Raw genomic sequence first — 19712 nt, 5'->3', positions numbered from 1 at the left:
TCTACCTCGTCTTCTTCAGTTTTACGGTCACTTTCTCGCCGGGCTTACTGATGGTCACAACTTTCTTCACCAAGACTTCCTTATCTACTTTGTATTTTATCTCCCGTGTGTGCTCGGTAGTACCCTGGCGGATACCGTTGACATAGTGGTCTGTATATCCGGTCACCTCGGTGTAAGATCGGGTGTTGGCAAAGCTGAATGCAGTATACAACAGATATTCTCCGGGCTGCAGGTTGACAAACTCAAAGTGGCCGGCATCGTCATATATGGTCGCGCTTTTGATGCATTGGGCAGCATCATCGGAGAGGAAAATAGCATCGCGGCCTTTTTTCTGCTGTGCTTCATTTACTTTGACCCATTCCCGGAAGTAATCCGTATAGGGTATCAGGTATACCAGCGTACCGCGGGCTGCGGCCTGCTTAGCCTCCCAATTCACCAGCTCCATTTTGCTCCATATATTATCGTTGTGATCACGAGCGAACACCTGGCCGGAGATCGTGGCGCTGCCCTCATTGACCATTTGCATGGTCGCTGCTTTATCGAAAGGTGCTTTGATGGAATTGAAATCTGTTTCCATATCTATCATTCGTACCTGTAGCCCTTTGCTGAATATGTCCACCTGCCAGAGGCGGCGGGTCTTTTTATCAATGTAGGAAACAGACTTTTCTCCGGTGGTAGGCTCATGCACGGTCACTTCCCATACATCGTGGTTTCCGGTTGATTTGCTAATGAAGGTACTGGTCTTTACCTCCTTTACAACAGCCGTTTTCACATTATCAGTGTTCGAAGGCTTATAGTCGTACACCTGAAAATCGGTCTGGTAGCCGGAACTCAGTGGCAGCAACGACAAAATAAAAGGGTAGGTGTAACTGTCAACAAAAGACCGGTTTCCGGCTTCTTTGATCTCGCTTTCCCGGCCGGTTTTCTTATCTACATGATAGCCGGTAATATCCTTTCCGAAGTTAAGCACCATGTCCCTCATGTAGTTATGAGAGGCGCGATAGATAGGTTTGAAAGAACTAAGTGTGGACACGGCGGTATCTGTCCACTCTTCCATACCGGTGAAGGCGGTGATAGTCGTCACCGTGAGCTTATCACCGGCGGTATGGAGCCCGAAAGTCAAAGTACCAATGGGAGACTCTTTGCCATTTTTTACGGTATAACAAGCCAGGGTATTACGGCCAGGCGTCAGTAGTTTGGGATCAAATTTATTTTGTGCCTGAATATGACCTGAAATAGCGATCCATAACGTAACAGCAGCGATGAATATAGATTTACGGGTGAGAGAAAACATAGTTTTGATAATTTATTCAAAACTAGATTTTCCAAAGAGCGCTACCTATACCGGGAAACCAGTAAACTCAAATGAAAAAGGCTCCCAACGTCAATACGCTGAAAGCCTTTAGTGTAGTGTGCTCCCACCAGGGCATGATCCTGGGACCCCCTGATTATGAGTCATTAAAATTCATATTTTCAGTTACTTTCAGTTACCCCGGATTACGTCAGCAATCCTTTACCATGGCGCTTTGCATTGAATTTATACCTACACTTGCATTATATCATTTCGGGATATTTTTCAGAAACATGTATCAAAATATGTATCAAAAACAATCACTGAAATTATCATGAAGCAGGATAAGGTGAATATCAAAGTGGTCCCGGACCTCCGGAGGGTTAAAAATGGCGAGCGGTTCCCCTTAAAGCTCCGGGTAACCTATAAAGGGGTCCGCAAGTACTACGCTACCGGCTACGACGCCACGGCTGCGGAATGGGACCAGCTGAATACTGCTGAAGCCAAAGGCGACCTCCGGCGAATCCGTCAGGAGATAGGTATTATTGAAAAAGACGCGGAACGGTGCTGCGAGGGGATTGTTCCTTTCTCTTTCTCCCAATTTGAGTCCAGCTTCTTTGAGGAGCGGATTTACACGGAATCCATAGAAATATTATACAATAACTATATATCTGAGCTAAAATCAAAAGACCAGCACGGCACCGCCGACTCATATACTTCCTCTATTAACTGTCTGAAAAAGTATCGCAGGGCTCCTCAGCTCGCCCATATCACCAAAGAGTATCTGGAGGGGTTTGAAGCCTGGATGTTGTCCCGGGGTCGCTCCATCACAACGGTTGGCATTTACCTGCGGCCCCTCCGGACCATAATGAATATTGCCCGTGAAAATGGCCTTATTAAGCCGGAAGCTTACCCATTCGGGAAACGTAAATACATTATCCCCACCGGTAAGAATATTAAAAAGGCCCTGTCTAAATCCCAGCTGAAAAAGATCTTCGAATATCCTACCGATCAGGGTTCCGGCATGGAAAAGGCGAAAGACTTCTGGATATTCAGCTACCTATGTAATGGCATCAACATGATGGACATTGCTTTGCTGAAGCGCCGAAATGCCCATCCATCCTATATTACCTTCCTTCGGGAAAAGACGAAACGTACCACCAAGGGGAGTCCTGTTAACATTATAGCCACCCGGAACACGTACATTGACCAGATCATCGCCAAATGGGGCCAGCCATATACCCACCCGGAAGGCTATATCTTCAACATTGCAGAGTTAGGAGATGGCGCAGAAACCATCCGTAAGAAGGTTAAACAGTTCACTAAGAACACCAATAAGTGGATGAAGAAGATGGGAGAGGATCTGGGCTTTGAAATGCCGGTGACTACCTATGTCGCTCGGCATTCATATGCTACAATCCTTGTTCAGAGCGGCGCGCCGCTCAAACTCGCCAGTACCAACCTAGGACATCAAAGTTTGATGACCACGGAGAGATATTTTGCGGGGTTTGAAATGGGAGTACAGGAGGAATATGCGAGGAAGTTGGTGGAGTTTTGATGGGCTCGAGCAAATTGTAAACCAAATGTTAACTACATTCATTTTTTATCTTTCTTTATCTTTTTCTCTTATCTTAGTTATTCTTGTAGCACATAAGATATTTAACCCCAAACTCCAAACATTAATGACACTAAACGAATACCAAACATCTGCAGCCACTACAATTCAATCTTATAATTCCCAAAATGAAATAGGCTCACATCTTGGATTTTTAGGATTGGCGGGAGAATCCGGAACAGTCTTGACCACTTTAAAAAAATACATTAGGGATGGGGACGGGTTTGGCAACTTTCATGAAAAGTTAAAGGAGGAATTAGGTGATGTCCTCTGGTATGTGGCTTTAATTGCGACTCAGAATAATATTAAACTTGGGGATATCGCAGTCAGTAATTTAGCAAAGACAAAGGATCGGTTCTTGGAACAAAATCTCATTGATATTCCTAGATTTGATATTAACTACCCTGAGAAATTTCCGGATTCCTTCACTATCAATTTTACCCAACAACAAACCCCCAATGGCCTCTCCCAAGTTAAAATGGTATGGGAAAAAGGCGATGGGCAACAGGTCACAATAGGCGATCCGCTAACCGACAATGCCAAAGAACCAAATAACTATCGCTTCCATGACGTATTCCACTTGGGTCACGTCGCTTATCTGGGCTGGTCTCCTGTAATGAGAGACCTTATGGACCTGAAACGGAAAAGTAATCATACTACCTGGGATACGGAAGATAAAGGGAGACCACAGGTAGCTGAAGAAGCTATTACATTAATTGTATATAATTATGCAAAAGGTAACAAAATGCTGCAAGCTAGTGATCGAATTGACACCGAACTGCTAAATAGCATAAAACAGTTAGTTGTGGACCTAGAAGTATCCTCAGTTTCTTCTTTTCAATGGGAAAAAGCAATACTTGGCTCCTATAAAGTATTTCATAAACTTTTAGAAAACAAAGGAGGGAAAGTTATGGTTTCTCCTAAAGATAGAAGGCTAGATTATTTAGGGATTTAGCCTTGGTTTAGCACAATAAAATTTTAAAATGGCGTACACTCATTTCGTTAAGCTTATTCGACCTAAAAAATCATTCGTTTATGATATATATTGGTTGTTTGCAAGAAAGCGATTAGATATTTTCCTCGCTCGACTTTCAAATCCTATTGGCCCATGGACAGATGACCCCATACTTAATAAATTTCGCTTTACTAATGTTTTTCGGGCCGCTGATAGAGTAAGCCAATATCTTATACATTTACAATATAGTGAGCAAGACCCCAAAGAGATATTCTTCAAAACATTACTCTTTAAGATATTCAACAAGATAGAGACATATAATTATTTAGAAAAAAAACTTAATGCTATTAGCTACAGAAATTTTTCAGTTGACAAATATGATAAATTTCTAACCGAGCGTATGACGCATAACAAAACAATCTACTCAGCCGCATATATAATGCCCTCCGCAGGAAATGTATTTGGGTACAAATTCAAGCATACTAACCACCTAGAATTGTTAATGAGAATGCTAAAAGACAACATGCCAGATTTAACGTCATCATGCAAAACTTTAAATGATGTTTACAGTAAACTTCTGAGTTATCCCTCAATAGGAAAGTTTCTTGCATTCCAATATACAATTGATCTGAATTATAGTACCATTCTAAATTTTTCTGAAATGGATTTTGTGATTGCTGGCCCAGGTGCCCAGAATGGTATTAATAAGTGCTTTGAATCTCTTGGTGACTACACCTTTGAAGATGTGATCAAGATGATGGCAGACACTCAGGAATTAGAATGCAACAGACTCAACATCGAACCTATTGAGCTTTGGGGTCGTCCATTACAACTAATTGATTGCCAAAATATATTTTGTGAAGTCGACAAGTACTTAAGGGCCTCCAATCCTGAGCTTAATAGCACTTCTGGTAGATCTAGAATTAAACAGAAATATTCAATTGACCATAGCGACATTTCTCTTTTTTTTCCTCCCAAATGGGACATTAATCATAAAATTCCAAAAATATGTCAGGAGAAACCAAACGGCGACATCTTTTCATAAGTCACTTTCATCAAGACGACGGTGAAGTAACAAAACTTACAAAGTTACTAAATGGACATGGTTTCGATATTCGAAATAGTTCTATAAGAGCAAAACCAGAAAACCAAAAACGGTTAGATGAGAAAAAGGTAAGTGATGAAACAATTAAAAGGTTGTTGAAAATAAAAATATCATGGGCAGGAACCGTTGTTGTACTAATTGGGAAAGACACCCATACTCGACCTTGGGTAAACTGGGAGATAAAGAAAGCTCATGAGCAGGGAAAAAGAATAGTAGGTGTTTATGTTCAAGGAGGTTCCGAAGCAGATATTCCCGAAAATTTAACCAACTATGGTGATGCAATTGTAAAGTGGAATACGAATAGTATTATGGCAGCAATTGATGGTGAAAATAATTTTGAAAAACCTGATGGTAGCCCACGCGAACCACTGAAGGCTCCTACCTCTACCTGTTAAGTTATTCTGAAGATGAAAAATGTATATATTTATGTTGTGGCCCGCGACTTTGGATTTGCTCCAAATCCGTTTCATGGTATTTGTAGCTTGGCAACGTGCAAACCAAATATTAGAAATACAGCTCAGGTTGATGATTGGATCATTGGCGTTGGTGGTGGAGCATTGCGAGCAACTGGCAAATGTATCTATGCAATGAAAGTCACTCAAAAGATCACATTTGATGAATACTGGAACAATGCAGAATTTAGATCAAAAAAGCCTGCAAGGAATGGAAGTAAGAAAACCTTAGTTGGTGACAATATTTATTATAAAAAAGACGGATTATGGCAGCAGGCGCATTCCCATCATAGTAACCCAGATGGGACCATTAACGAACATAATCTTGAACGAGATACTGGATCCGAATTTGTACTTTTGTCCAAAAATTTTTACTATTTTGGGTCAAATGCTCCAGTAATACCAGAGAGAATACTTACGGATATTGGATATAAAAATAAACGAAACCATCGTAAATATCCATATAGCCAAGCGAGAGGATTAGTCGAATGGATTGAAAAGAACTATTCTACATCTCTAAACATAGTTCTTGCGAACCCTTTTAATTTTGAAATCAGTGTTGCTCACTATTCTGCTAAGACTGATAAAATCATCCTTCCTTCATAAAGGATTGCAATTTATTTAAAAAATTATCTACCCAAAAGGCTCAGAATTTTTGCTTCTAAAGAATCTCTTGTAAATGCATCATACATCAGCATCTTTCTTGCTTCTGGATGAACCATTCTAGTACGATCCAGCGACAATATCCAAATTTCTTTTCCGTTTTTTTTATTTGATTCCAGTGCCTTATGCAATTCGTCAAAACACCATGGGCTACATGCATATTCACAACACCATAATGCTATAAAGACATCACATTGAGCAATTGATTCCATTATAGCATTCGAAACATCAGTTCCAGGAATGAAGTCATTTTCGTCTCTTATTACATTCAGGTTTCTCCTCCTTAATAATGTCTCTAAAAAGTCTGCCTCGGAATTTCGCTTCTTCGCATAACTTATAAAATATATTTTTTTGTCTGCTTTTCTCGATGTTTGGGGATCTACCGTAATTGGAGGTTCCATTAAATTATGAATAACTTTCTCTAATTGATCATTATTCCCAAGCAAGTCGACGAAATTCTTGCCCCAGTTATCCAAAAGCTGATAATACTTTTTATTAAAAAAAATCTCACCTACTCCCTTGAATTGCGGGAATGGAATAACTTGAGAATCCTCCATATCTGCTACTCTAGCTAACAAGTTGGAGGCACCAGAGGTATTACCCCCTATTACAAATACATAATTGGAATTTTTGACTGCTTGAATTTGGCTGAATAGCCATGCATACTTTCGGTCAATTTTTTCTTGCGTCAAAGCACTTTCTTGAGGAAATTTTTCAACGCTTATATCATCCATGCCAACTAATAACTCGTTCCATTTCGTCCTTATTTCATTTGTTGCGGGAAAATATAATTTGATTTCTAAATTCACTTTTGCCAATTGTCCTATTCCTTGTAATAGTTGATAATCAGCAGAATCTTCATATGGACTACACAAATTCAAGGTAGCATTAATGTTTGCCAAACATCTCCCTAATGCATTGCAAAATAAATTAAACTTTACTTTTTCGTCCTCGCTCTCTGCCGAAATACTGCTTCCTACAATGTAAAACTTCATTTGACCTTGCTTTTTAGCCCATCTAGAATATGATAAATAATTTCTTGAACATGAACAGAATCAAAAAGTATATTGTTCCTCTCTATAGACAATCCGTTCAGCTCACTTAATCCATTAGCTCCCATATCTTTAAAGAAATCAAACACTTTCTTGATTTTGCTTTTATAATTCCTTTTAACATCCTTTTGACCCAAATCCCTCCAAGGCGGAAAAGTGTCTATTAATTCATTAGCTAGTGAGTCGCTCCTCTCACCTTTTATCGCTCTGATTAAGAATCCAGTAGCTCCTCCAAAAGCGCCAACTAAATAAAGTGGCTGCTTCTTTTGGGCAGCTATAAATGCTTCTTCTAATATTCCAGGCAAAAAACCTCTAAAATCTGACAGCCTACCCCCTATAAAAATTCGCCCGAACGTACCTTGCGCCATTTCAGCACGCATGCTGGAAATACATTCAGCCAGCAATTTTTGATTCTCAGGATTTTCAGAAAAACCTTCAGCTGTCCATTGATCACTTAACGACTCATTGACGCAAGGAACGCGTACTATTTCAACTCTATTTTTCTTAAATTGTGCAAGATCAACATTGCTCAATTGCAGGTAGGTCGGCCATGGAAAGTAATTGATAAAGTATCGATCATCTGAATTTCCCTGTTTTCTGTATTGAAAGGCTAATTCTGAGAATATAAATGTATAGCCTCCTTGTCGCAAGTCGCCTCCATAAACCAATTTTGCCCCATTCACCAATAAATACCTTGTTAATTCAATTGTTATGTCCTTAAGATGCATGTCTGAAAATCCCAGCTCAAGAAATTCTTCACTTTCTGAAACCGAAATTCCAATTCCCACTTCCTTTAGTGGAAAATCGATTCTTTTCCTTTCTTTATTAATGTTTTTCTTTATAGCTTGAGACAACTCCTTCGATACTCCTGAGATATTTTCTTTCTTTTTTGCCATTGATTTAGAAATAAGTTGATAATTGAATCGGTGTCAAGAAGTGAATATCACCATTCATTCCGTCTAATACAGCAATTTCTTCAATACCAAGTGGGGGATCGGGATACAATACTATCAAGCTTTTTTCTGTAGCACCATTTTCTTCTTTCGCTTTTAAAATATCCAAGAAATTGAATAATTCAGGGGGAGAGGATAAATGCATAGTTAATATATCCTCAGACCTATACAAACTAGCAATTTTCTCTAAATTTCTAGTATGGTATAAATTTACTAAAACTTGATATAATGTTAAATCAATAATTTCACTAAAGTTGTCATTATTGTATTTTATAGTTGGCACGTTACCCAAATAAGGAAAACTTCTCTTTTCTCCTTTATTAATATGGTGGACAACGACTATCGGCGCCATATATCGTTTTGCTGTTAATATCTCTATTTGACACCATTCTCTGGAAGAGTAGACATCAGTATGAAATACAACTAACGCGGCCTTACCTTCGGAAATAGAACTTCTTATCTGTTTATCAAATGCGTAACCATCTGCAATATCATTTGCATCAAAGAAGGTATTTAGCTTGGTATATGATTCAATATAGTTTCGAAATGCTTCAGCCTCTTTCTCTCCATCTTTTTTAGCATGACTAATAAATAGTTTAATGGGAGCGGGTATCCCAATCTCTTCTGAGGCTTTATGTGTTGGCTTCTTACCCATTAACAAACGGCAAAGCCCATGTAACATTCTCTGTTTGATTCCTTCTATAGCTTTATTTAGCTCATCTTCTGTATGTTCTCCTCCTTTGGTTTTGGCATTTAGGAACTGGGTTTTTCCTAGCGTTGCTTCTTCGAAGTAATAAGCATTTTCAGAAAATGCAACTGGAAAAATTCGGTTTTTATCATCAGACTTAGTTTTTTCAACCAGGTCTTTAACAAAAATATTCCAATCGTCATCATTAAAAAGATAATCATCTACCAAAACCAAAATTGCATTGTAGTCTGAAGCATTCAGATCTATCTCCTTGGGAACCTTCTGGTTTTTTAATGGTGTTGATCTAAATAAAACAGGGATTCCAATTCCCCTGCTAAGTGGATTTTCTACATCGCGGTTAAAATTCGTATAGATGTTTTCCGCAACTTTTTCTCCATGTGTAAATTTTGGATGCCAAACAATATAAATCGTTAATGGGGAGGTATAGCGTTTCATGTTTAATGATTTCCTTCTACTTTTTAATAATTATCTATTATTAGCGAATCCATTACATGTCGCAAGGGATTTTGTAAACTAGAGTATTCCGGAATTACATTAGCCTTAGTTAGTTGTTCCAAACTTTTGTCACCCCAAAAACTAACCTTATTATTTAGATCCCATATATCACGAATAATTGGGGCAGAACGAATATACTCAGGTAAGGAGCCCTTTTCTATCCCTTTAAGGCACAATACTAAAAGCTCAATTTTATCAAATCCGTATCCAATTTCAAATGGAACCCAAGTTGAGCTTAAAGTGTTAGGGGAAACTAACACTAACATATGACTACTGTTGTTGATTCCGCTACAGATTGCCTCTGTTACCTTCTTAGGATTACCTGATTGATGATGGATACGTAGGTCAGAATCATATTTATCGAAATAAACATCAAGCCCTGCCGACATCAAATAATCAGCAATTATTTGTGCATGATCTTTATCTTTTTGTTGATGAGAAATAAAAATGCACTTAATATTTTGGGCAAGGAACTCTTGCCGTGTTTTACTATGGGGTAAATAGAATCTATTTAGGGCCATTCTGTACTAACTTTTTCATTCGTGGAGTTATAAACTTACAGCATTTTTAATCCCTTTTACTAAAACCCCTCTCCAAAAAACTCCTCCATCGTCATTCCCAACGCACTCACCACCTTCACCAAACTACTAAACCGCAAATCCTTTCCCTGCTCATAGCGGCCATACTGCGCTCTGGGGATATTATTTTCATACGCGAAAACCTCATAGTTTTTGTATCCGGCTTTGATACGGAGCGCCTTGATTCGTGCGCCCAACTTTGCTAGCTGGTCATCCGGATCAAGGTGTATTTTCTTGGAGTTTTCTTTTTTGCTATCCATATAGTAAAATAAATGAATAGTTTACAAATAAGTAACCATTTATATGTTACTACTGATAAGAAACTACTTATATTTTACTACTAATAAGTGGTTTTTATCGTTTTTTTACTTAATTTGCTAACAAATATTGTTATTATGAAACTGCTATCAGGTTAGGAAAACGCAAATTCTTTATTTTAGTGATCTAAAGATATTCAAGCTTCTTGCTTTAGATCTCGTCCTGGAAAACTGGTAATTTGAAAGGCGACGAGGGATACAAGGTGAGTAGCCCATGCTATGGCGCATGGGCTCACTTAGTCGTCGCCAGGTATACCAGTACCTCCAGGACACTCTGTTGGGCTCTGCGTCTTTTTTATTGCTCTCTCCCAACACTTCTCCGGATTATTTAATACAGAAATTGAACGGCTTTAAAGACCGTATTGCCCACGCTTTGACTTTCTTCAAGGGGTACAACCCTCAAATTCTATTAACCAATAAACTGTTTTACCATGGAAAAATTAGAGAACGTATTATCAATCTTACACGATCACTTTACGAAAATGCCGCATGCGATTAGAGAGACGGTATGCAAAGAATGTAACTGGAGTACCCCCACATTTTATAGGAAATTGCGGTGTCAGGCCGTTGATCAATCTGACGCAAGACGGCCCGTAGTTCTCAGCAACGCAGAAAAAGACTGTATATTACGAGTCACAAAAGAGGCAATGGACAAAACATACACAATAATTTCTGCCTTACGCTGATAAGTAAAAACGGCAATTGCATAGAGCAATTGCCGTTTTTACTTATCAGCGCCGGATCTTCCTTTTCTTCTTCTTTTTGAACTCATTTATAGTAGCCATATCTTCATAATTATCAGTACCAACAGGGCTGAGCAAACCCCGGATAATACCGCCAACCAGAATTCCCGCCTCCTTTGCAACTTCAGATAATTCAAAGTGCCGCTGTGAAGGTTCTTCACTAGCTGATTCAGTTCGTCCAAATTTCTGTGAAGGTTGGCGCTGTCCGCTTGTAATATTCGATATGCTTGTGCCATCCTCTCCAGGTGTTCTCTGTGCAAACGCTGTTGTTCGTTTAGGCTTGTTTGATGCCATTGTTTGATGGATTGCACCATCTCCAGCACTTTGCCATAATCCATTATCTGATAGGATGGATCTTGTCCTAGTGTTTGTTTCGCATATTGTTGTATGATCTCTTTCTTGTTCATAGTTTAACCCTCCTTTTAACTGTGTCCATTTAAAACCGTTGCCTAAGGCTGAACCTTTAAAAATCAAACCTTCAAAACCATAGCTAATACCGCTTACAAAACCAGTCTGGGCCTGATTAAAGAGTATATTTATCCCCCGGGCTTCTAGTGCCTGTATAAAATCGGGAACGGAATGACTTTGTTTTTGGGCATTACCAATGATCGTCTGAAGTTTAAGCTTTACAGATAGCGCGTCGGTACGCTTCATCATTTCCATTTCGTTCTTTGTCATTGCTCGTTCCACGGCTTGCTTACTGGATACTACGGAGGTGAGATTATATTTCTTTTCGAGGCTCCTAATCACCTTTTCACTGCGGGCATAATCCTGGCTGTCTGAAACAACTTTACCGTCAAAACCAATTCTATTTACCAGAATGTGAATATGAGGGTGATCTGCATCCCGATGCCGGAAGACAATAAACTGATGTTGATTAAAGCCCAACTCCGATAAATAGTCTTTGGCAATAGATTTCATCCGTTCATTTGATAAATTTTCTTTAGGTGGAAAGTTCAATGAGGTATGATAAAAATACTTCTGAAGATTAGGACGCAAAGCCTTTATCATAGTGACTTCTTTCATTATAATATTTTCTCCGATACCGGAAAAATTAGTGTCCAATATCTCCGCAACACCTTTTTCCACTTTAGCCAGGTTATAGCGCAATGCCCCTCTAAATCCCTTTCCCTTAACCTGATCGGCCGTCATCTACTAACAGTTTAATAGCATGGTTAACATTCCTGGAAAGCTGTATCAGAAAAGATAAATACTCTCCGGGGAACTCGTTTCTATTAATCCTATGGGTGGCCTGATTGAGATTTACGCCAATCTTATGGAGTTCCCGATACAGATCAATTTCAATGGGAGAGTGTTTTAATACCGGAAGCCTGCCTGAAAAGAATTTTTGTCGAATGAGATTGGCAGGGGTGATACCTGCCGATTTTGCCAGTTCAGTGACTCTCTGATTCTCACATAATGTCAATCGGATATTCACCTGAACGGTACGTTTTTCACTTTCATTTTTCCTGGGTCTTGCCATAATTTCAAGCATTAGAACGAAGTGACTAACAATTTTTCAAGCCGTTGAAGCGTAGCGGAAACATGGCTTGCTCCTAACGACGAAGCCCACGCCGAACACTATTCATAACCTTTTGCATAGGCTTATTCTGAATTACCCACCAGTCATTTATGTCCTTAAATCCGTGATAAAGCGAGGAACAATCCGAGAATCTGTCACTCGTTTTTAGGGACTGGGTTGCTCGCCTCCCGGCGTCATCATTATCCAAATACAGGGAGATTTTATGGTACTTCTCTGTTAGGTCCGTGGCTTTTCCCGATAGCGCAAGAGAGTTTAATATCAGAAAATCATCGCTTGTTGTTCCCGCTTCTTTCTGACAAGCCAGGTATGAAAGAAAACTAAAAAATCCTTCAAATATGTTCAGCTGTAGCCCTTCATTGGCGATCAGGGTGATGTCCTTCGGAGCACAGCAACCCTTAAAGTCGGCATTTCTCAGCTCGTAGCCTCCGGCGTTGTTCCGGAATCCAAGGGCCCTATATTGGCGGTTATGCAGGGAAAAGTCTACCTCCTTGCAGTAAAACGCTGCCAGAAAGTGCGGTATCTCCCTGCTGTCTAAATACTTCAATAAATGGTGATCAGCAATCGGCCTTACTCCCAGAACAGCAATGCCATCACCGGCGATATTTTTCTTTTCACCAGCAATTAGCGGGTGAAAAGAAAAAGTAGGGGAGGGGAGACCTTCCCATTTTTTCAGCAGGTCGCTGACAGAGCAGTTGTTATACAGACACCCAAAATCGATCAGGTCACCACCCTGACCCATGCCGTGGTCATACCAGCCATTCAGCCGCCTATTTACTTTAAATGATGGTGTTTTCTCTACTCTAAGCGGGGATAAGTACCAGTAATCGTCCCTTATTACCTTGTTGGGCTCATAGCCAAGTTTAGACAACAGATCTACTAAATCCCATTTCTTCAGATCTTTCACACGTTGCATTTAGTAGTGTTTTTAGCGTTTTGCAAACCTGTATCTCATTTTGCCAGCTGGATTCGCATTGGGCCTCACCTGGAATTCATTGACCCATGCCATCAATGCAGCATGTTTCACCACATATCCTTTACCAACCTTAATGGCTGGCAGTGATTTGTGGTGAATGTAATAACGAATAGTCCCCACTGGCTTACGCAAAACATTTGCGGCTTCCACCAGATTCAACAATCTGTCAGGATCTTCCGGCTGAATAACAATGGGTTTCTTGTTGTTTTCCCGCAGGCCGTTTACACATGCCTGCAAAACGTCAATTTTAGAAATGATTAAATCGAATGGATTGATAATCGCCATAACAGTTTGATTTAATTGTTATCAACTGTTTGCAATATCCACAGGGAAGGATGGGAAATCAGGGAGATTAGGGAAGGAATTTAGGCATTTAGGGAATGATTAAGAGATTCATCTTAATTTACTAATATTCAATTGCTTAAGCATTTCCATATGTTTTAAGTAACTGTTATCCTGCCTGAATTCGGACATAAAAGTGTTGAATTTTGCGATGGTGTTACCTGTATATTCAAAGTAAGCCAGGAAGATATCTTCTAACGAGTACGAGGAAACGAAGTAATTGAGTTGATAGAAATGATCAATAACGGCGGCAACACAACCATTAAAACCATAAGGATTACGGTTACCCTTAGACTTCTTAACTGACCGGAAGACGTCAAATTTACAGCCGGACGCTTTTACTTTTTCATTAATATAATTGAGTGTTACCAGCTGGCTGCCATTGCTGGGAACTAACATACTCAAAAAAGAAGGGGCAGCTTCATTGGCTATAGTTACGGTAGCTTGTTCAGCAGGCGAACGATCAATAAAAGCTGTCAGAGCCGATTTTATGGCCATTCTATTCTCTTGGTCCCGGCAATACATTAGTTCATACTTTCCCGACTTTTTTAAAGAGGCATTTTTCACAAAACACCATTGCAATTCCTCGTCAGGGTTAGTGTGGTCCGCTTCATTGTACGGGAAAGCGAATTGAGTTAACAGGTCATTACACCTGGTTATTACCGAATCTGGAATTGATGCCAGCTGTTGAATTAATTTCTGCTGAAAACTATCGTTAAATGTCCAGAATACATACTTGCTGATATCCTCAAAGTGATTGGTATTCCAGAAAGTATCAATTGCTATGGCATATGGGGTACTCAACAGGGTAATACAGTTTCCGGTTCGGATAATTTGATTTGCGTATAGCTCATACCAACCTATCATGAAATTAAACCTATTTGTGGCCTTCCCTTCCACCGGAACTTCCTTTAAATAATGATGATTGGATAATAGCTTTGTTGGGAAACTTACGTTAACACGGTTTTTCATAATGTTACGTTATTTAGAATTAAAGGCTCTTATGGTATAAGAGCCTTTAATAATCACATCATAGAGTAACATAATTTCTACATGCTAATTCTGGCGTACTCCTTACCTCATCTAATAAAAAGTAAAGCATATCACCAGCTACCTTTAACGGCCGTTCTATTCTTACAGTATAATGTCGGTCATCTACCTCGATAACAGTAACAGGGAGGGCCTTTCGAGTATTATACGATATCCAAGCTTTGTCCCCAGGCTTGAACACCTCCACATTTCTTTCAGGAAAATGAATTGGTGTTACACCATTAACATATACAATTGTCCGTGAATCATCCTTTTGAGAAGTGATTCTAGGCTTCTTAACTGCTTTGCTTTTGGGGGAATTACTTCTTTTCAAATATGCCTTATAGCTTTTCCATGCACTCCTTAAAGCATCGACCGCGGCGAAGTAGGCATTCCTTGAATTGAGGTAATCCACATATTCCTCTAAGGAATTGTTTTCAGGCCATTGCCTATCCCTTAATGTGTCTTTTGCTAAATCTCCAAGAGGGGAATTCCTATTCTTATGTCTTTTTAGCCAATCACTAAACGAAAGCTGGGGGGACACTACAGGTGATTCGACGTTTAGGATGGAACTAGAAGACTGTGTTTGAGAAAGAGATCGCTGGCAGTGCATCCAATTAGAGTAACCATACTCTTTAGCAATCTTATCAAGCGCTTTTGTATATGTAACGTTATGAGTTCTTTTAAATTTCTTTGCCTGGGCCTTAATATAGGTGAGTGTGATTTTATTTTTTAACATAAATAAAATTTTTTCTCATAGAAAAACGTCGCCCACCTACCATTCCTCTTTTATGAGAAAAGATTTATTTATGATTTTGTAGTACAGTGCTCATTAGAGCTTCGCGGCGGTGGGCGGCACACCTCTGTTAGCGTTGATATAAAAATATCATTTTTTTATTAATCAGCCCAAATATTTCCTTCTTGATTAATCGATGATAGTTTTCAAAAATTGACTGATATAGACCCAACGATGAGAACAAATAATTCCTATTAGATACCGGGACAGATATAAGCGATTAAATGGCCCAAAGGTTCGTCATTTTTTCGTAAAACCAACATTTGTTTGTATTCCAAAAACATGTATCAAAACATGTATCAAACGAAAAAAGGCTCCCAACGCATCCGCGCTGAAAGCCTTTAGTGTAGTGTGCTCCCACCAGGGCATGATCCTGGGACCCCCTGATTATGAGTCAGGTGCTCTAACCAACTGAGCTATAGGAGCCGTTCCGAAGAACTAAAATTCCCCTTTTTCAAGGGACGGCAAAGTTAATTATTTCCCCGAATTATCCTAAATTTTTTTTAACTCTGGGCACGTGCACGCCTATACTGTAAAAAATCTGCTTTCTTTGTACACTATGAAAGGCATTAAAAACATCATCTTCGACCTGGGAGGGGTAATCCTCAATATCGACCATCAGTTGACCCGTGAGGCTTTTACGGCGTTAGGCGTGGAACATTTTGAACAGTTATACAACCAGTTCAAAGGCACCCGGCTGTTCGACAATCTGGAAACAGGACACGTCACACCGGAAGCATTTGTGACGGAAATGAAAAAACATGTAGCCGAAGGAGTGACCGACGAGCAGATCATCGCAGCCTGGAATGCTATGCTGCTGGACTTCCCGCTGCAACGTTTACAGTTGCTGCAGCAGTTAAGGCAGCATTATGGCATGTACCTGTTGAGCAACACGAATGCCATCCATCTGGAAACATTCAATAAGATATTGCAGGACACGAGAGGTATCCCGTCGCTGGCGGTATTTTTCGACAAGGCCTATTATTCCCACCTGATGGGTTACCGGAAACCGGACCGCGAGTCTTACCAGATGGTGCTGGATGAAAACGGGCTGAAAGCAGAGGAGACATTGTTTATTGATGATACGCTGCCCAATATAGAAGGGGCGAAGATAGTGGGATTACAGACGCTTCACCTGCAGGCACCGAAAACGATACTGGACATCTTCAGGCCGCAGAACGGCTGATAATGAAAAAGGCCGCAATGCGGCCTTTTTTTATTTAACTTCTTCAAAGTCGATGTAATCGTCTCTTTTCGGCGGTTTGGATGCCTGCCCCTGGGAAGACTGCTGCTGGTTATAGTTGTAACCCTGCTGGGCAGACTGCTGCTCCTCATACTGCTGACGCATGTGCTGTTGGATGTCGTTCATCTGTTTACGAACCGCCTTGGTGGACCTGTAAACCGGTATGATAAACTCAAATACCAGCTTATACAGCAGCCACGCAAAAAACATGTATAGTAAAAATCTCAACATAGTGCGACAAAGGTAGCAGATTATCTTTCCGTTAACCGGATAATCGGCTGATTTTAAGGATTCTTTAACGTTGCTTTCAGGACAATCCCAGTAGCGCAGCGCTCGTCAGCGCTTCCTTCTTATTGTATTCCCAGGTCAGCTTGCGGTGATTGGCCGCGTCAATGATGGTGCCAACGAAGCAAAACCCTAAAGTCACCAGGTAGAGAATGCCCATGGCGATCTGGTTGAGCACAAAACGTTGAATCCCGGCGGTGCCTATCAGTCCGATCAGGCAGCAGATCAGTATCATCTGCGGATCTTTTCGGCGGGATTGGTACAATGCCAGGAAGCGTTGTTTGTTTTCAGCGCTGTAGCCTTTTGTCAGTTCCTGCAGCCACAGCATTTCTTCCTGTTCGATGCCCGGCAACATAGCAAATGAAAAATCAGACATAACGATTATTTATAATTTAAATTCTGTATATTGAAAACGTGCCAGTTGGACCGTCCGGTACACCAACACCACTACTGTAACGGGTGCTAACCAGTGGTGGTAGACGGCTTCCTGCCAGCGGCCATGCAGAAAAAAGTGGATTCCATGGCCCAACCCGCAGCCGGGGCAGAAGGGGATACCCATATTTTTGAACAGGCACAGGGACGGTTGGCCGGCGGCCGGGTCCAGAAAAAATAAACATATCAGCCCTGCCGGCCAGACCAGCAATTCCGGATGCAACTTCTTCAGGAATGTAAATATCATTAAAAAAAATTAAATATGTGCTCCAGATGGGGCTGCTTGCGGTCTTGAATTCTCTTCAAGTTAAAGATTTTGTTTTTCAATTAAAATAATTTGTAGATTTGCATCAGGAAAAATGATTCAAACGAAGGGGACGAGAGAACGTCCCCTTCTCGTTTTTTGTATGGCAAACGAACAAGTGATAAAAGCTATCCGGGACCTGGCAGAAGGACTGCTGACAAATGATCCCGACAATTTTTTGGTAGACATCAGGATAAAACCCACCAATAACGTAAAACTCTTTATAGATGGGGATAAGGGGATACCGGTAGACAAGCTGGTATCTTTCAACCGTAAACTCTACGCACTGCTGGAAACCAGTGAGCTCTTTCCTGACAACGATTTCTCCCTGGAAGTTTCTTCCCCCGGGCTGGACGAGCCCCTGAAGCTGCACAGACAATACCTTAAAAACATTGGCCGCAAAGTGGAGGTCACCCTCCTTGACGGTGCAGTGAAAGAAGGTACATTGCTGGCGGTTACGGATGACTCCATCACCATCGAGGAAACAATCGGCAAAAAGAAAGAAACCAAACAAACCGAATTAACACTAAATGAAATAAAGCACACCAAAGTGTGCATCGTGTTTTAAAATATAATACATAAACATGGCTAGTATTAACCTGATTGAGTCATTCACCGAGTTTAAGGAGGCGGAAAACATTGACCGCCCTACGTTGATGAAGGTATTGGAAGATGTGTTCAAAACACTGCTGCGAAAGAAGTATGGCTCAGATGAGAATTTTGACGTGATCGTAAATACAGAGAAAGGTGACCTTGAAATATTACGCCGCCGCACTATCGTGTCTGACGGTGAAGTGGAAGATGACAATGCGCAGATCGCCTACTCAGAGGCCATTAAAATTGAACCGGACTACCAGATTGGGGAAGATCTCTATGAAGAAGTAGAGATCCTCGACTTCGGCCGCAGGGCTATCCTCGCCGCCAAACAAACCCTCTCCGCCCGTATCGGTGACCTTAAAAAGAACATCCTGGTAAAGAAATATGCCGACAAAGCCGGCGAAATTGTTACCGGGGAAGTATACCAGGTTTGGAAAAAAGAAGTTTTATTGCTTGATGATGAGGGGAATGAGTTAATTTTGCCCAAATCTGAACAGATTCCGACGGATTATTTCAAAAAAGGAGAAAATGTAAGAGCGGTAGTAAAGAAAGTGGAAATGAAAAACAACGCGCCACTCATCATTCTTTCCCGTACGCATCCATCCTTCCTGGCTAAATTGCTGGAAATTGAAGTACCTGAGATATTTGACGGCCTGATTGTGATCAAGAAAATTGTCCGTGAACCCGGCGAAAGAGCGAAAGTGGCTGTTGAATCCTACGATGACCGTATCGACCCGGTAGGCGCCTGCGTAGGTATGAAAGGTAGCCGAATCCACGGTATCGTACGTGAGCTCAGAAACGAAAATATTGATATCATTAACTATACTACCAACATTCAGCTGTTGATTCAGCGCTCCCTCACACCCGCCCGGATCAGCCGCATGGAAGTAGATGGCGAAAATAAATACGCTTCCGTTTACCTCAATCCTGACCAGGTATCACTGGCCATCGGTAAAAAAGGCGTTAACATCAAACTCGCCTGCGAACTCACAGGCTATGAAATTGATGTCTTCCGCGACGAAGCTCAGGAACAGGCCGAATTTGATATCGATCTGGAAGAATTCTCTGATGAAATCGAAGAATGGATCATTGACGAACTGAAAAGAATAGGTTGTGACACTGCCCGCAGCGTATTGGAGCTGACCACTGAAGAACTGGTTCGCCGTTCGGATCTGGAAGAAGAGACAGTGCAGGATATAAGAAGAATATTACAGGAAGAGTTTGACAAAGAATAAAGCCC

At 40.7% G+C, this 19712-nt stretch carries 23 protein-coding genes and 1 tRNA gene; 8 read left to right on the top strand and 16 right to left on the bottom strand.

All coding sequences use genetic code 11. The features are described from left to right. Nucleotide 1 precedes the first annotated feature (1 nt). Nucleotides 2-1294, bottom strand: coding sequence for a DUF3108 domain-containing protein (locus ICL55_RS11435; RefSeq protein WP_188097125.1), 1293 nt, complete (start codon nucleotides 1292-1294; stop codon nucleotides 2-4). Between the two features lie 331 nt (nucleotides 1295-1625). On the opposite strand from ICL55_RS11435, the gene ICL55_RS11430 reads away from it, so the two are divergent. The 5 genes from ICL55_RS11430 to ICL55_RS11410 are packed head-to-tail and all read left to right on the top strand — an operon-like array spanning nucleotide 1626 to nucleotide 6024. Beyond that, entirely contained in the window at nucleotides 1626-2849 is a 1224-nt protein-coding gene (locus tag ICL55_RS11430; protein WP_188097123.1) for a tyrosine-type recombinase/integrase, read from the top strand. Nucleotides 2850-2874: 25 nt separating this feature from the next. Further along, on the top strand, nucleotides 2875-3861 hold the full coding sequence (locus ICL55_RS11425) for a nucleoside triphosphate pyrophosphohydrolase family protein (protein ID WP_188097121.1): 987 nt from the start codon (nucleotides 2875-2877) through the stop codon (nucleotides 3859-3861). Nucleotides 3862-3889: 28 nt separating this feature from the next. Next, nucleotides 3890-4906, top strand: coding sequence for a nucleotide kinase domain-containing protein (locus ICL55_RS11420; RefSeq protein ID WP_188097119.1), 1017 nt, complete (start codon nucleotides 3890-3892; stop codon nucleotides 4904-4906). Continuing rightward, entirely contained in the window at nucleotides 4870-5361 is a 492-nt protein-coding gene (locus ICL55_RS11415; RefSeq protein ID WP_188097117.1) for a TIR domain-containing protein, read from the top strand. The genes ICL55_RS11420 and ICL55_RS11415 overlap by 37 nt, the downstream gene beginning before the upstream one ends. Before the next feature lie 12 nt (nucleotides 5362-5373). Beyond that, complete coding sequence (locus ICL55_RS11410; RefSeq protein WP_188097115.1) at nucleotides 5374-6024, top strand: Nmad2 family putative nucleotide modification protein; 651 nt, start codon at nucleotides 5374-5376, stop codon at nucleotides 6022-6024. A gap of 23 nt (nucleotides 6025-6047) precedes the next feature. Here the strand turns inward: ICL55_RS11410 and ICL55_RS11405 are convergent, their stop codons facing one another. The 12 genes from ICL55_RS11405 to ICL55_RS11350 form a co-directional block, all read right to left on the bottom strand. Next, on the bottom strand, nucleotides 6048-7076 hold the full coding sequence (locus ICL55_RS11405; protein ID WP_188097113.1) for a toll/interleukin-1 receptor domain-containing protein: 1029 nt from the start codon (nucleotides 7074-7076) through the stop codon (nucleotides 6048-6050). Then, on the bottom strand, nucleotides 7073-8029 hold the full coding sequence (locus ICL55_RS11400; RefSeq protein ID WP_188097110.1) for a hypothetical protein: 957 nt from the start codon (nucleotides 8027-8029) through the stop codon (nucleotides 7073-7075). The genes ICL55_RS11405 and ICL55_RS11400 overlap by 4 nt, the downstream gene beginning before the upstream one ends. 4 nt (nucleotides 8030-8033) lie before the next feature. After that, nucleotides 8034-9230, bottom strand: a complete 1197-nt coding sequence (locus ICL55_RS11395) for a toll/interleukin-1 receptor domain-containing protein (RefSeq protein WP_188097108.1) — start codon at nucleotides 9228-9230, stop codon at nucleotides 8034-8036. A 23-nt stretch (nucleotides 9231-9253) separates the two neighbouring features. Next, nucleotides 9254-9811 (bottom strand): toll/interleukin-1 receptor domain-containing protein, encoded by a 558-nt coding sequence (locus tag ICL55_RS11390; RefSeq protein ID WP_188097106.1) that lies wholly within the window; start codon nucleotides 9809-9811, stop codon nucleotides 9254-9256. A 59-nt stretch (nucleotides 9812-9870) separates the two neighbouring features. Continuing rightward, nucleotides 9871-10128 carry a helix-turn-helix domain-containing protein gene (locus tag ICL55_RS11385; RefSeq protein WP_188097104.1) on the bottom strand — a complete coding sequence of 86 codons (258 nt, stop codon included), beginning with the start codon at nucleotides 10126-10128 and terminating at the stop codon, nucleotides 9871-9873. Between the two features lie 788 nt (nucleotides 10129-10916). Next, nucleotides 10917-12080, bottom strand: coding sequence for a relaxase/mobilization nuclease domain-containing protein (locus tag ICL55_RS11380; RefSeq protein WP_188097102.1), 1164 nt, complete (start codon nucleotides 12078-12080; stop codon nucleotides 10917-10919). Further along, the gene (locus tag ICL55_RS35640; protein WP_188097100.1) at nucleotides 12061-12411 is read right to left on the bottom strand and encodes a plasmid mobilization protein; all 351 of its coding nucleotides are present in this window, start codon (nucleotides 12409-12411) and stop codon (nucleotides 12061-12063) included. Before ICL55_RS35640 ends, ICL55_RS11380 begins: the two co-directional genes overlap by 20 nt. 73 nt (nucleotides 12412-12484) lie before the next feature. Continuing rightward, entirely contained in the window at nucleotides 12485-13375 is an 891-nt protein-coding gene (locus tag ICL55_RS11370) for a toprim domain-containing protein (RefSeq protein WP_188097098.1), read from the bottom strand. A 21-nt stretch (nucleotides 13376-13396) separates the two neighbouring features. Then, a complete protein-coding gene (locus ICL55_RS11365; RefSeq protein WP_188097096.1) occupies nucleotides 13397-13729 on the bottom strand; it encodes a helix-turn-helix domain-containing protein in 333 nt (110 codons plus the stop codon). A gap of 108 nt (nucleotides 13730-13837) precedes the next feature. Further along, nucleotides 13838-14758 (bottom strand): hypothetical protein, encoded by a 921-nt coding sequence (locus ICL55_RS11360; RefSeq protein ID WP_188097094.1) that lies wholly within the window; start codon nucleotides 14756-14758, stop codon nucleotides 13838-13840. Between the two features lie 58 nt (nucleotides 14759-14816). Beyond that, the gene (locus ICL55_RS11355; protein ID WP_188097092.1) at nucleotides 14817-15554 is read right to left on the bottom strand and encodes a YozE family protein; all 738 of its coding nucleotides are present in this window, start codon (nucleotides 15552-15554) and stop codon (nucleotides 14817-14819) included. Nucleotides 15555-15963: 409 nt separating this feature from the next. Continuing rightward, nucleotides 15964-16037, bottom strand: a tRNA-Ile gene (locus ICL55_RS11350). A gap of 133 nt (nucleotides 16038-16170) precedes the next feature. Between ICL55_RS11350 and ICL55_RS11345 the strand changes: the two genes are divergently transcribed. Next, entirely contained in the window at nucleotides 16171-16797 is a 627-nt protein-coding gene (locus ICL55_RS11345; protein WP_188098359.1) for an HAD family hydrolase, read from the top strand. Between the two features lie 30 nt (nucleotides 16798-16827). Here the strand turns inward: ICL55_RS11345 and ICL55_RS11340 are convergent, their stop codons facing one another. From ICL55_RS11340 to ICL55_RS11330, 3 genes are all read right to left on the bottom strand, one after another. After that, nucleotides 16828-17085 carry a DUF4834 family protein gene (locus ICL55_RS11340; protein WP_188097090.1) on the bottom strand — a complete coding sequence of 86 codons (258 nt, stop codon included), beginning with the start codon at nucleotides 17083-17085 and terminating at the stop codon, nucleotides 16828-16830. Nucleotides 17086-17161: 76 nt separating this feature from the next. After that, complete coding sequence (locus tag ICL55_RS11335) at nucleotides 17162-17515, bottom strand: TM2 domain-containing protein (RefSeq protein WP_188097088.1); 354 nt, start codon at nucleotides 17513-17515, stop codon at nucleotides 17162-17164. A gap of 9 nt (nucleotides 17516-17524) precedes the next feature. After that, nucleotides 17525-17818: a DUF2752 domain-containing protein gene (locus tag ICL55_RS11330; RefSeq protein WP_188097087.1), complete on the bottom strand. Its 294-nt coding sequence runs from the start codon at nucleotides 17816-17818 to the stop codon at nucleotides 17525-17527. 160 nt (nucleotides 17819-17978) lie between these two features. Between ICL55_RS11330 and ICL55_RS11325 the strand changes: the two genes are divergently transcribed. Beyond that, nucleotides 17979-18443 (top strand): ribosome maturation factor RimP, encoded by a 465-nt coding sequence (locus ICL55_RS11325; protein WP_246496220.1) that lies wholly within the window; start codon nucleotides 17979-17981, stop codon nucleotides 18441-18443. Between the two features lie 16 nt (nucleotides 18444-18459). Continuing rightward, entirely contained in the window at nucleotides 18460-19707 is a 1248-nt protein-coding gene (gene nusA, locus ICL55_RS11320; RefSeq protein WP_188097083.1) for a transcription termination factor NusA, read from the top strand. Nucleotides 19708-19712: the final 5 nt, after the last annotated feature.

The sequence above is a fragment of the Chitinophaga varians genome (assembly GCF_014529945.1).
GTDB classification, from domain to species: Bacteria; Bacteroidota; Bacteroidia; order Chitinophagales; family Chitinophagaceae; genus Chitinophaga; species Chitinophaga varians.
The sequence above is the reverse complement of the archived record's forward strand: the minus strand, read 5'-3'. Positions and strand labels throughout refer to the sequence as shown.